Origin of the sequence: Clostridium tanneri, assembly GCF_033659955.1 — a bacterium.
GTDB classification, from domain to species: Bacteria; Bacillota; Clostridia; order Clostridiales; family Clostridiaceae; genus Clostridium_AM; species Clostridium_AM tanneri.
This window is the reverse complement of sequence record NZ_JARUJP010000020.1, coordinates 49319-63462: the sequence shown is the minus strand read 5'-3', so window position 1 is coordinate 63462 and position 14144 is coordinate 49319. Positions and strand designations below refer to the sequence as shown.

The window sequence follows — 14144 nt, the reverse complement described above, 5'->3', positions numbered from 1 at the left end:
CTAAGGTAAACCTCAACTGACGTAAGTTTTAATCTATCAGTTAGCCTAAGTTTACTAACTAAACCTTTGCTATATATTCATATGGTAATGGAACTATAGTTCCTGCAGTAGTTATCTTTGTGAGCTGCTCTAAGGCATCTTTTACTATTGCAGTTTGCATTACAATGTCATGTGGTGCACCTGCATTAGCACCCATTGGAACTCTTGGAGCAACTGCTCTTGGAGTACCTGTTTGTTTAACTACTGGAGGTAACGCTGCTATAACTATAGTAGGTATACCTGCTTCTTCAATTGCTCTCTGCACCAATACTGCAGAGCGGTGGCAGGTTCCTCATCCAGCAGTCATTAATACTGCATCTACCCCTTCGTCTTTCAAAATCTTAGCGATAGCTGGACCAGTTTCTTCTCTAAATTTTTGTTGGTTTCCACCGCCGCCCATAAATCCTATATGAGTTTCTGCAACTTCTTTTATAAAGCCTTCTGCTGCAATTTCCCTTAATCTATCTATTGGGAACATGCAGTTAATATCTTTGTTAACGTCTCCGTTATCATATCCACCATGTGATACCATAAGTTCTCCTGATGGAGTATCTCCTGGTACTGTTCTATAAGTGAAATCTCCTGCTAAGTTAAATCTCTTATCTGACTTTAAGTGTACTCCTGCAGCTGTAGCTATTGCTACCTTCATATCTTTTAACTCTTTTGTAACTGGAGTCCATACTGGTGGTGGTGTTATAGGAACATATATTTCTGATTGAAAACCCTTAACAACAGTTAAATCCATTATAAATTACCTTCCTTTCTATTCCTTTTCTCTAAATTACTCACATACTTTTCATTAACTTCTTTGGACAAAACTTCAATGAAGCTCATCCTAAATGCTACTTCCTGTCCTACTTTTAAAGGATAGTCAGTTATAAGCATTCTTAGCGGTATCTTAAGATAACCTAATCTGCCTTTTAGGTCAATTGCAGCACAACCATCGTGTACCTCAACAATAACTCCCTGCATTTCGATTATTTTATCACCATACTTTAATTCCATTTATATTACCCTCTTTTAGGAGTATTTCTCTTTTCTCTTTTCGCTCATTGGTAGAGAAGTTTCGTTTGGAACTCTATCTATTGTTCTTCCAGTAGCTTTTTCAATTAACTCCAAATTGCTATCTAAAACATTTCTGTTATATTGTCTTTCAGCAGCCTTAACATCCTCTCCTGCTATAGCAGCCTTAAGCATTGCAGTTCCTCTTACTGCATCCTCTGGACATAATGTGTTACATCCAAGAACCTCATTTTCTATACCTGCTTCTGACTTGTTGTTATCAACCATATACTTCATATATTTGTTACCAACAACTAAAGCGCCTTGCACTGCACAGAAAGAGAATGCTACACAAGGTATTCCTCTCATACCAATCTGTTCAACGTGGCTTGCAAAATCTATATGGTTATTTCCAAAACCTTCAGTAGTTACGAAAGCTCCATCTACATCTAACGCTTCAACAACCATACCCATTCTTTCTGATACATAGAACTTTTCACTATTAATTTGTGGGCTTCCTACAAATAGTACACCACATAAATCTAATTCAGGATCATTCATAGCCTCAAGAACTAATGGTTCTCTCCAGTAATGTCTTGAACATTCTTTTGATGCAGGTCCTATACAAGTTAATGCGTGGATACCTCCATCTAATACTTCTAGTGGTGATAGCATTACAGGAACGTTTCCTAAGTCAACATTTGGTTTTCCACCTAATACTCCAACTGGCTCAACAGGAAGAATTAAGTTGTCGTGCATAGCACCTTGTCCCATTATTTCTTTAACAATTATAACTTTCTTTCTGCCTGGTCTTCTAACTTGCTTAAATTCATCTGTCTTTATTATCAATTCATCATTCTCAAGTTTCTTTAAAGCTTCTCTTATCTCTTGAGTTATCATATCTGAAGCTTTATGAGCGGCAAGAGGACCTGGTCTCTCCATATTAGTTTTAGCTTTAATTGTTACTTGAGTTTTTATTAATATCTCACCTTTATCTGGACAGCTTGGTCTTCCCCACATAATATTCTCATCTAGATATCCTTCTGATGAACCAAATTCTCCTATTTGGACTCCATCCTCATCTGTACCAGTAAGAACCATTATAGCTCCGTCAATGACCCTTGTTACTCCTGAACCAAGTTTTGAATCTGCTTCCTTTGTTGCTATTGGTTGAACATCCATTATTGTTTCGCTATATGTGTGGTAATTCTCTGGTGTTATTATATCTATTTTAATTCCTTTCACAAGCTCACTAGCTTTTACAGCATCTTCACAGATATTTTCTCTTATATAAAGAGTTGTTCCTTCTATCTTTGTTTCTGGTCCAAATTCTACTTTATCTATTTTGTAATACTTTCTTGTAAGACTTCTGATGACTTTTTCTTCTAATCTAGCTTCTTTAGCCACTGGAGCTTCTGTAGTTTCATTCTTTACTATTTTTTCAGCTTTTACCGCCATTGGCACTTGTGGTACAACAGGTGCTGAGTAAGCTGTTCCTCCAATATTTAATGGAACTTCGATATCGATACCTTTTCCTTCAGCAATCTTTATCTTTAGAATGCTGCCAGATACACTTGTTGTTGCTTTTGGTGTTTCTACCATGTTTACTACCTCCTCATATCCTTCTAATATATCAGGTGTCACAGGAGTCAATGCTGGTGCATCAACCTTTAGTATTGCACCAATAACTTGCTCTCTTGATAGAACTCTATCATTTAAGGCTATTAGTAAAGAGTCCTCAAGTTTTTCAAAGTTCATTGGATTTTCTAGGTCCTCAGCACTTATAGTTTCTCCTGCTTTTTTATTATATTTTAAAACTGCTTTTTCACTTCCTTCAGTTAGTTCAACTTCCTCAACTTCTTCTACTTTTTCTTCGGAAGCTACTACATTAACTCCTTCCATAACATCTGGAGTTAAAGGTGTAAGTGAGTCTATAGTTTTAGTTAGCTTTGCACCTAAAACCTCACCTATCTTCAAGCAGTTATCAGGTATGTTTAAAAGACCTGAATCTACCATATCCGGAAATATTGCCGGATCCTCTAAATTATCTGCTGAAATTACTGTCCCAGCTTCTGTTCTACAGCATACAACAGCCATTTCATTTTTTAGTTCTGCTGCATGTTCAGCGCTCATAGACATACTAATCCCCCCCTTAGTTTTCTTCTATTGATAACCTTCTAGTTAAAGGATAATCAACTGTTCTAAATACATGGTCTGTATGATGATATACTGGCAGACCAGCCTTTGGTGCAGATTGCATGACTGTATTTGAACAATCACTGCAATTTGAAATTAATATTCTTTCTGCTCCTTCTTTTTTCAACTGCAAAACTGCAGCAGTTTGGCCTGGTCAGTCACCGGGAGTCTTACACTTATTTGCTCCTTTTATTTCTACTACATTCTTGCAATTAGCTACTGAAACCACTTCTGATTTCATTTTTTTTGCAATATCTCTTAGCCTATCTTCATTTGCTCCACAGGCACAAACAAGAAGTCCTAACTTGCCCTTAAATTCTGGCAGTGTTATTGTTACAATTGCCCCACCGGACATTTTTGTAACAGCGGCCTTTTCTATAGCTTCGGCTTTTCCGGTGTATGGGCCACCTACTATAAGCTCACCATATTCACCTTTTATTCCTCCACATTTATCAATTAAACTTTCTATGCTTGTCCCTACAGGAATCTGGAAAAATACATTTGGCTCTTTTCCAGACTTTAATTTACCAACAACTGTTATATCCTTATCTATCACAGGCTTCCTATCGTCTACTGCCCTGGTTATGTTTGCAAGGGTTTCTGCATTTAGCACAACACATTTTGCTTCTACTGGAAGTTGAGTTGGTTCAAGCCATACATTAAGCAATTCATGTATAGCAGCTCTCTCCTCTCCCATTGGATACATATCCCTAAATTTCTTAATTTCTATGTCTGTTGAGTTTCCCAAATATGTTCTTAAAGCCTCGATAGCTTCTTTATGTTTAGACTTTATAGCTATATAAGCCTGTTTTGCTCCTGTGGCTTTCATCGAATATCTTATTCCTTTTACCACTAGTTCTGGCCTTTCTTCAATCATTTTAATGTTATGATGAAGCACAGGCTCACACTCAACACAGTTAGCTACTATGTATCCATCTGGAATTTGAGTTTTTAGTTTAATATGAGTTGGAAATCCTGCTCCTCCAGCACCAACTATCCCTGCTTCATATACGATGTCTACTATGTTTTCACACTGCTTAATCTTTACATATTCCTCTGACTGAACATCCTGAGCTTTTACAACGATTTCATTGTCTGAAACCCTAAACACTATTCCTGATACGCTACTGTGAATTTTAGCCCCAAGACCTTTTGGTTCGGCAATACACTCCCCTCTTTTAACTTCTTGTCCCTCTTTAACAATTGGAATATCAGGGGCTCCTACGTGCATCTTAAGAGGAAAACTATATAAACTTCCCATATCATCCCTCCTATTTTTTACTTACATATATTTTGGTAGCATATACCATGCCAGTAAATGTAATATAAGTAAATTAATTTATAACAAATATAAATAGCCATTTTTCAATGTATAAGCCATTGTAATAGTGGCACCTGTATTTTTAAATACATTATTTAAATTAAATATATTCGAAAAATTTGACACCTTGTAAACCTACATATACTTTACAAATCCGCCCAAACCCAATGATTTCCTAACTCTGCAATAAAAAAACAACTCTGTCAATGAATTGACACAGTTGTCAGAATATTGTAATTAAATTTCATACTTATTTAACTTATAATATAATGTGCTTCTTTTTACATTGAGAACTTTAGCTGCCTGTTGCTTATTTCCGTTAACCATACTCATAACTTCTCTAATAGTTTTCTTCTCAATATCTTCAATAATCTTTTCCAAATCATACTCGTTGGTTTTTACTTCCTCTTCAACATTAGAGTTTTCCAATATATATTCTGGAATAGAATCAACTGTTATTCTTCCATCGTTTGATAACACTACCATCCTTTGAATAACATTTTTTAACTCTCTTATATTACCTTCCCACTTGTAACCAGCCAGTATTCTATATATTCTATCATCTGCATAATTAATCTTTATGCCTTCTTGCTTAGAAACTTGATCAAGAAATAGATTGGCCAAATCCTTAACATCCTCTTTCCTGTCCTTAAGTGATGGAAGCTGTATTTGAACCACTGCCAGTCTATAAAAAAGGTCTTCTCTGAACTTATCCTCAGCTATTAGCCTTTTTAAATCCTTATTAGTAGCTGCAACTATTCTAGTGTCCGTGCTTATAGCCTTTTCACTTCCAAGCCTATAGATAACTCCGTCTTGGAGCACTCTTAAAATTTTAACCTGCATTTCTAAAGGCATGTCCCCTATCTCATCTAAAAATAAAGTTCCACCATTTGCGAACTCAAATTTTCCTATCTTTCCTTTTTTTATAGCCCCTGTAAAAGCACCTTCCACATATCCGAAGAGTTCACTTTCAAATAGGCTGTCCGGTATTGCACTACAGTTTATTGCTACAAAGTTACCTGTTCTCCCGCTAGCCTCATGTATGGCCTTTGCAAAAACTTCCTTACCTGTTCCGCTTTTTCCAGTTATAAGCACACTGGTAGAGGTTGGCGCTACCTTCTGTGCTATAGCGATAGCATCGATTATTTTCTTATTCTTGCCGATAATTGATGAAAAGTTATATTTAGATGCTATTTCATTTTTATAAGCATGCTCTAAAAATTCCACCTTTTTTCTCTCATCCTCAAGCTGTTTAGTCAAGTTTACTGCCTCTGTAACATCTCTATCAGTTGATACTACAGCAATTAAATTATTTCTTGAATTATAAAGTGGTACTACACTTAACGCTACTAGCTTCCCTTTTACTGGTTCATGAATTACATTCTCAATTCTCTTTCCTAATTTTAATCCTTCTAAACTTAAAGCATTGGGGAAAAAGTCACCTATGAATTTATCTATAATGTTATTTGCTGTAACATTATAGAGTTTTTCAGCACTTCTATTCCAATACTTTACCAGTCCATTTTCGTCACATATACAAACAGCCTCATGAAGGTTATCAAAAACATTAGTTTGAAGATTGAAAAGTTCATCCATTTTTAAGTAAAAGGTGTCCCGTAAGTTTTCACTAGTTAAAATTCCTATAACTCTTCCGTTTTCCACTACCGGAAGTCTTCCTATATTATTATCTATCATTATATCTCTTGCATCTCTTGCACATGTATTGCAATCTATAGTAACTACATTTTTATTTGAAAACTCCACGACAGGTGAGCTGAAGCATATACCCTCATTTTTTAGTTTTGCTATATCTTTCATAGTGAAAATGCCAATTAAGTTTCCTCTTGCATTTGTAATTAAAACTTCATCCCTATACAACTCTATCATTTTATCTAATGCATCTTTTATACTTTCGCTTACAGGCACCTCTATAAAATTTTTAGTCATAATATCTCTGACTTTATAAACAATAAGATCGGATATACTCATTTTTTCACCTACCTTAGTCTTTTAATTTAATTATAGTGTTATATCTGCTATATTACAATTGGAATCTTTTTATATATACATTCTAATATATCCTGGAAGCTTATTCTAGTGTCTCCTTTATATATATTAGTATAACACTGAGAGTAGATTTCGAAAACCTTTCCAACTCTAATCAAATTCATATCTATAACAGATAAATTTTCATCTTCTAACTCTAGGTAGGTTTTTTGAAACTCAATTTCCACTTTTTCTAAAAATTCATTAATCTGTATTGAACAGTTATTATTATTTTCTTTTACCCTAGCCACTATAATAAGGTCATAATTCATTTTCTCTCTTCTGTTATCTATAAGTCCTGCTCTTAATTCTGTATGTACAGGATATGTCTTTTCTACTATAAAACCTGAGTTAAACATAGGCTGGGCTAAAGCCTGCCACCCTTCTGAACAACTGTTGTTATATGTAAGTATTAACGGTGCATCCTCCTTTAGAACTCTTTTTATTTCAGTAAAACATCTAGTTAACTTGAAAATGAACTCATCTTTAGTTATTCCTTTTGCTTCACTAACAGTGACCTCGTCATCGCTTATTATATGTTCCGATTGAAAAAAGTCGTATTTATTCTCTAAAATTAATTTAGACCAGGAATAGAAAAATTCACTTAGTTCTCCATAATTGATTGCTGAATAGTATGGTGGGTCTGTAATCACTGCATCTATCGATCTTGGCGGCAAAAATGATAGGTTTTCAGCAGAGCCATACCTCAATATAGTGTTTTTATTTTTGCTAGTTAATTCATTAAAGTCACTTGCAAACTCTGAGTGGAACTCTTCATTCTTTATAACCTTATTACTGTTTTTCCCGTCTACAATTAGTCTTTCGTAGGGAAAGTAATTGAATTTTTTACTTTGCAAAATCCCTTTAAAAGATTTTGTGAAACTTCCTCTGCCAAACCTTGTTCCCCATATATTGTTTTCCACAGGATTCATCACAGGTGCCATATGATGATCTCCAAATAAGGGTTCAATTTTCATACATTGAGAGTTATAAATACAAAACATGTTATTAGCGTTAATTGTATTAGAAAAAACACAAAGGAATAGTTCCTTTATTATTAGGTCTGGTATTTTATCTATCTCTTCTAGTAACCTTGACAAATAATATAATTGTCTATCGTTAAACATTTGTTTCCAATACCTATAATTATGATTTTGTATCTGTTTGGTATTGTACCCATTAGGTATTTTACTATGGGGAATAAACCTCGAAATATCAATTGTTATATTTTTAGCTTTCTTTCTTATAGCATTATATTTATTCAAATCCTCTTTATCAGGAACTTTAAACCCCTTTTTGCCAGTATCAGGATCATAATACTGTATAGCATACATGCTGGAAGAAAGGGGAGTTTTTCTTTTCCTCATTATATCTCTTATTAAATTAAATTTTTCACCACAACCTGAACATATAAAGTTTCTACCTTTATAGTTACCTCTGTCTTTTTCAAAATTAAGCCCGCAGTTACTGCAATGTAACTCTAATTCATTGCCTCTAACAATTTCTCCACACCGAGGACATACGTTATAATTTTCAAAACTTTTTCTATGAACCTTGGTTATGGAGTGTGTTGGAAATAGTCTTACATATTTTCCGCAACTGGGGCATTTAACTCTCTTTACCCAAAGTATATACATTATATCTACTTCTTTTCTAATTTTCTTATCTGAATCACATATTGTTGTAGTATAGATTTCTTTTATCTCTCTTCCAATGCTTTCTTCAAGTTTATGAAATTCCTCCTCTAATCTTCTTGTTAACTCTTCTATAGAATAATACTCTTCTCTCTTATTTCTATTTGGGAGCTGAAGCTCATTTTTAGTTATAAACCAAGCTACAGGATTAATATCTATTCCTACAACCTTTCCTCCAAATCTTAAGGTATTTACAAGAGTTACTCCCCCTCCCATAAATGGATCTAATATTATCTTTCCCTTTAAAACATCATGGTTATCCTTGTAATAATTATTACTAAACGTATCTATATTATCCTCGTCTAACTGCAATGATAAAAGTATACTTCTGAATATAGCATCTGTTTTCCTTCCAAACCACTTATGAACCTGGTATATAGGCTTCTTGCTATTTGCCTCTTTTTTAGAAATACCGGATATGAACTTTACGGGAATATTCTTATAAATCATCTTAACCATATAATCACCCTTGTATCAAAATAACATCTAATTATAATTATATACAGAAAATATTCTCCCTTAAATATTTTTACACAATTTTCAAATTGTTGCGAACATCATTTTTAACCTCATCCTGTTCTATTCCTATACTCCTTAACTTCCTTGATAACATCTCCATTGTTTCCTCTGGATTGTAATAAAACTCACATCCCCTGATTCTAAAAATATCCCACCCCATTCTTTTAAGCTCTAATTTTTCTTCTATACTCTCTTTCCTACTACTACTATAACTCCCCTCTCCCTCACATATAATCGCTGCCTCATTTCTTTCGCTTCTTATTATAAAATCTACTTTATATGTTCCTAAATTAACCTTAGGTATCACTGAATATCCTCTTTTAATCAGCATTTCATAAACATCTTTTTGAAGATTGGACTTAAAATAGAGTCCAAGATTATTGCCTTTAATAGGTTGACTTTTATGATTCAAACAATAGTTCAGTAAAGAATATCTTACGCAGTCTACCTTTAAATCCTTCAAATCTATAGAATGAAATAGCCACATTTGATTTTTTGCTCTAGTTGTTGCAACATTAAACCTCCTTATATCTGAATCCTTAGTAAGAGACGTAAACTTTACATTATTTGAAACTACCATAGATAAAAACATTACATCTCTTTCATCACCCTGAAAAGAATAGGCATCCCCGCAACTAATTTTTCTTTTAGCTATTTCATCCTGTCCTAATTTTTCTCTTATCATCTCTTCTATTAAGCAGCTTTGACTCTCCCCTAAAAGAGATATAACGCCAAAAGTCATTCCTGAATACCTTTTATCTTTACAACACTCTACCATTTTGTTAACTAAACACTCTGCTTCTAAAACATTTATTGGTTTATACTTATCTCTATATCCTCCATCAACTTTTATAGCCATGACTGGTGGCTTCAAACCTTCCCGGTATCCTGCATGCCTTAGTGAATTTATCGACTTAGAATAGCATGTTTCATTACTAAAATTAATTATCTCAGGTAAACATCTAAAATGCTCCTTTAAAATTAATCTATTAGGAAATACCCTTAGAGCTGTATTATATAGGCTGGTATGAAGGTCAAACAACTCATTGTTAGGTATCTTTTTTAGATACCTACTAATTAGAGCTTCAACTTGTTCGTAATTAATTCCAATTGGTTCAGGACTTAACTGTTTATCATCACCAACTATAACAGCTTTTTCAGCTCTAGCTAATGCACAAATAGAAAATATGTTACTTTGACTACTCTCATCGATAATTATCACATCAAATAGATTACATGATAAACTTATGTTTTCAATTACAGCATTTAGAGGCATAATCCATACAGGTATAGTGTCTTTACACTCCTCCATCTCCTTTTGAGCTATTTTTCTATACTCTAGTGCTGACTTTCCTGTTCCTCTACCAAGCTTTTTCATTGCTTGCATCCATGCAAAAAGACTTTTCTTTTCTCTTTCTGTAGTTTTTAATATCTGATTATATAGGGTTCTTTTTGCTACAATTTCCTCAATAATTTTTCTTTCTTTATCCTTTTCCTGATCTATAGAGTTTTCTATATTCTCAATGTCTATATCATTAATTCCTTTCAATAAACTATTCCACTTAGCCCACCTCCATGCATTTACCCAATCTTTATAAAGAATGCTGCTGTATTGCCAATTGTTAATTATTTTTTCAGCAGTTAACGGACATTTCTTCTGTAGCTTTTCTATAAGAATATTTAATTCTAAAAACTTATTTTTTAGTGCCTTAACTCTTTCTATCTTATTTAAAGCATGTTTTATTTTAATGGTATCTAACTCGTCAACAGCTGTATATAATTCCCGTAATTTTTCATTGTTACAAAGCCACTTTTTTGTTATTTGAATATAGGCTTTTAATCTATCATATTCATCCAAATTTCTTATAGCTTCAATACAACTTATTAGGTAATCATAGCTGTCCTTCTTATACCAATTAATATTATTAGGGGCAGAAATTCTACCTAGCATTGATATAACCTTACTCTTATAGTTCTTATTCCAATTAACCATTATATTTAGCTTTTTTATATACTCTTCAATTATTAGTAAGTCTAAATTACTTTCTACTTCTGTAATTATTTTTCCACCATATTGTTTTACGGTATTATTCCATAGTGCTTTTAATTCTCTCCAAATTATTTTTTTTTGAGCGTAAAGCTTAAGAATCGATACCTGTTCTATAGTTTCTATATTATTTCCATCAATTCTACACTCTCTAATAATATAGTTGCATTCTGGATGAGATAGTCTAAAAAACCTTCCTACCCTGCCTCTTAAAGTCAAGTTATTATATAATGTATTAAGGTCATTATTAAATCTATAAATATCAACATTTCCTGGGATTTGAACAATATGGTTTCCTAATCTATTTCTTATATTACTTAAAAGTGACATATAATCATTGCATTTGCGAGCTATATCATTAAAAGATTCATAAGCTATTTTATTATTGCTATAGTTACTTAATATGCCCTCAAACATGTCATTTTCCAATTCTTCTATTTTTGATCTGCATTGCTTCAATAGATTTAAAATACCATCGTAATTACATCTATTGTTATCAGGTACCCTCCATCCCTCTATATTACTTGTGTACTCTTTATATTTATTGCTTAATCTCTTAAATTCAGTTACTACTTTACATAATTTATCACTAATTGATAGCTTGTCTACTGTAACTGCTATGCTATCATATAACTCCATGTCTTCTTTTCTTATCTCCTTTAACAAAGATAGCAACTTGTTAAATTCACTTTCATTTAGAGGTATCTGTTGTTCCTTTTCTACATTATCTTCTATCCAAGAATATTCATTACCATGCTTTGTGACCCATTTAACAGCGTCTATAACCTTATAGTTTTGTCCTTGAAAACTAAAACCTCTATTTTCAACTTTTTCAATTTCGTCAAGCTTGTTGTACAAAAACCTTTCAGTTTCCTTACAATTTTTAAGTTGCATTTCAAGTTCTTCTAGTTTCTTATATACTTTATTCTTATCTAAAGTCAAATTAGCCGCTGTTCTCTTTATAGATTCTTCCAATTCCCTTAGAGAATTAGTATCCTTTCCTAAAATACTTAAACAAAAGGGCCTTACCTGCTCCGGTATTTTTTCAAGTAAGACTCTCAAAGCTCTATCCGTTTCACTAGTTACAAGTACTCTTTTGCCATTTGCCATCAAATGACATATCAAATTAGCTAAAGTATGAGTTTTTCCTGTTCCTGGTGTCCCCTGTACCACTACACCATAGTTTTTACTTATCCTTTTAACAATTTCTTTCTGCTCATCATTTGATGGTAAAGGAAAAAACAACCTTTCATTTAGCTTGTTCCACTTTTTAACATCTTGCTCATCCTCACTTAATTTTACATCTTTCACTAATGCCTTTATTGTTTTTGGTATTGGGTAACCTCTATCTAACTCTCTTACAATGTTAGTAATCTCCTTATTCCACAGTTTTGCATTGTTCCTTTTTATTATAAACACTGAACAATCATATATAACTGGATGATTTGGTATCTCCAGGTTTGAATTGAAGGCATCCTGTTTTATTACCTTTCCATCAACACTTAGATATGCTGTTAGTTCAGAAAAAATATTAATAATACTTTCTGTTTCTCTAGGGTCTAGGTCAATTTCTCTAATTCTACCTTCCATTTCGAATATACTTTTTAAATTGGGAACATCAATCCCACTAAAGATATCTGTCTCCATTAATGTTTTATGTTGTGGATTTAACGTAAAAACTTCTTTTTCAGAATTAAAATTCAGCTTCAGCTTAGTAGTTAAGATAGGATGGAGTATACCTTCATCAGCAACCTTCCATGCCATAAGTCCATGTCCCCAAACTATTTCTATGTCCTCATTTCCCTCATCTATTTCTCTATATAAACTAAGTAATCTTGTATATAACTCATTGGACTTTTTACCTACTTTAACCCACCACTTTTTATTTGGGTTTTTATTTATAACACATCCCTCTGTTTTCTTAAGCTGACTTTCCAAGTAAAACTTATCATATCCCCAAATATTCTTTACTACTTTTTCACCTAGTTTCTTTACATTAAGCAAATATAAGAAAATATCTTTAACACACTCTCTATACTCCATTTTATACCCTCCACAATTTAATCTGTAAGTATATTTACTTTTATGTAAAATTATACCATTTCATTTTAAATTGTTCAAAATTTTCGTTTACCATAATTCATTTTTTAATGACAGGGTTTTATAAGTATTACTAGAGTATTTTACATAAAAACAGTAAAAGACGACGTAACTTAGGAATTGTTCCCTAAATTACGTCGTCTTTTACTATTTACAAGAGTTTCTTTCTATTAATTCATGCTTAAGAACATAGTTTTTAAGCTCAACTTCCTGTTTATTTATTATTTTAATAAGCATTCTCATTCCCACTGATCCCATATCATACATAGGCTCGGCTATAGTTGTAATTTTAGGATAAAATATAGCTGCGGAATATATGTTATTAAATCCTATTACATCTACCTCTTCTGGAACCTTCATTCCTTTATCCCTTAAAGCATTTATTGCTCCCATAGCAATTTCATCACTAGCACAAAATACTGCATCTACTGTGTCTTTTTCTAAAATGCTTAGCATTCCCTCATAACCATCTTGAGATTTAAGTCCTCCAAAATATGCAAACTTATCATCTACTTTTAAGTTATTTTCTAATAGTGCTTTCTTATAACCTGTATATCTTAAAGCACTAGCATTTACTGCATCCTCGTGGGTTCCTATGTATCCTATTTTCTTATTTCCTTTTTTAATCAAATACTCTGCTGCATCGAAAGCAGCTTTTTCATTATCTATAGTTACGCTTGGTATATTGCCCTCTTTGCTTGTAGTTTCAATTAAAACCATTGGTATTTGCAGCTTGTTTATTAGCTCCAGTATACTTGGCTCAAGAGAAGTACTCATATATAAAACTCCGTCTACCATCTTTTCTCTCAGGACCCTAAGATACTCCATTTCCTTTTCAGGATCGAGATCACTGTTGCAGAGCATTAAATTGTAGTCATATATATTTGCCACATCTTCTGCTCCTCTTACTATTTCAGGATAAATCTGACTTGATATATCAGGTATTATTATTCCAATAGTCTTTGTCCTTTGAGTTTTTAAACTTCTTGCTACAATATTAGGTCTGTATCCTAGCTTATCTATGGCTTCTAGAACCTTCTTCTTAGTTTCTTCGTTAACAACATCTACGTCATTTAAAACTCTGGAAACAGTAGCAATTGATACTCCCGCTTCCTTCGCTACATCCTTTATTGAGGCTGGCATACTATCAACTCCCGCTCTATATTTTAATATACTTATA

General features: G+C 33.1%; 8 protein-coding genes. All 8 read right to left on the bottom strand.

Translation table 11 applies throughout. The annotated features are described in order from the left end of the window. Positions 1–58 precede the first annotated feature (58 nt). Positions 59–784 carry a D-proline reductase (dithiol) protein PrdB gene (gene prdB / locus P8V03_RS15015; protein ID WP_261670439.1) on the bottom strand — a complete coding sequence of 242 codons (726 nt, stop codon included), beginning with the start codon at positions 782–784 and terminating at the stop codon, positions 59–61. Further along, positions 784–1044, bottom strand: coding sequence for a CBO2463/CBO2479 domain-containing protein (locus P8V03_RS15010; protein ID WP_318798784.1), 261 nt, complete (start codon positions 1042–1044; stop codon positions 784–786). Before P8V03_RS15010 ends, prdB begins: the two co-directional genes overlap by 1 nt. Positions 1045–1059: 15 nt before the next feature. Continuing rightward, positions 1060–3180 carry a D-proline reductase (dithiol) proprotein PrdA gene (gene prdA, locus P8V03_RS15005; protein WP_318798783.1) on the bottom strand — a complete coding sequence of 707 codons (2121 nt, stop codon included), beginning with the start codon at positions 3178–3180 and terminating at the stop codon, positions 1060–1062. 13 nt (positions 3181–3193) lie between these two features. Continuing rightward, on the bottom strand, positions 3194–4498 hold the full coding sequence (prdC, locus tag P8V03_RS15000; RefSeq protein WP_318798782.1) for a proline reductase-associated electron transfer protein PrdC: 1305 nt from the start codon (positions 4496–4498) through the stop codon (positions 3194–3196). Positions 4499–4795: 297 nt separating this feature from the next. Beyond that, a complete protein-coding gene (gene prdR / locus P8V03_RS14995; RefSeq protein ID WP_318798781.1) occupies positions 4796–6547 on the bottom strand; it encodes a sigma-54 dependent transcriptional regulator PrdR in 1752 nt (583 codons plus the stop codon). A 47-nt stretch (positions 6548–6594) separates the two neighbouring features. Further along, complete coding sequence (locus tag P8V03_RS14990) at positions 6595–8757, bottom strand: hypothetical protein (RefSeq protein WP_318798780.1); 2163 nt, start codon at positions 8755–8757, stop codon at positions 6595–6597. A gap of 70 nt (positions 8758–8827) precedes the next feature. After that, on the bottom strand, positions 8828–12907 hold the full coding sequence (locus P8V03_RS14985) for an AAA domain-containing protein (protein ID WP_318798779.1): 4080 nt from the start codon (positions 12905–12907) through the stop codon (positions 8828–8830). A gap of 204 nt (positions 12908–13111) precedes the next feature. Then, on the bottom strand, positions 13112–14107 hold the full coding sequence (locus P8V03_RS14980) for a LacI family DNA-binding transcriptional regulator (protein ID WP_318798778.1): 996 nt from the start codon (positions 14105–14107) through the stop codon (positions 13112–13114). Between the last annotated feature and the right edge of the window lie 37 nt (positions 14108–14144).

What these genes read in the sequence shown, in the direction of transcription:
- prdR (WP_318798781.1), bottom strand. Translation starts at nt 6,547, where the DNA reads ATGAGTATATCCGATCTTATTGTTTATAAAGTCAGAGATATTATGACT.
- P8V03_RS14980 (WP_318798778.1), bottom strand. Translation starts at nt 14,107, where the DNA reads ATGCCAGCCTCAATAAAGGATGTAGCGAAGGAAGCGGGAGTATCAATT.
- P8V03_RS14990 (WP_318798780.1), bottom strand. Translation starts at nt 8,757, where the DNA reads ATGGTTAAGATGATTTATAAGAATATTCCCGTAAAGTTCATATCCGGT.
- P8V03_RS14985 (WP_318798779.1), bottom strand. Translation starts at nt 12,907, where the DNA reads ATGGAGTATAGAGAGTGTGTTAAAGATATTTTCTTATATTTGCTTAAT.
- P8V03_RS15010 (WP_318798784.1), bottom strand. Translation starts at nt 1,044, where the DNA reads ATGGAATTAAAGTATGGTGATAAAATAATCGAAATGCAGGGAGTTATT.
- prdA (WP_318798783.1), bottom strand. Translation starts at nt 3,180, where the DNA reads ATGTCTATGAGCGCTGAACATGCAGCAGAACTAAAAAATGAAATGGCT.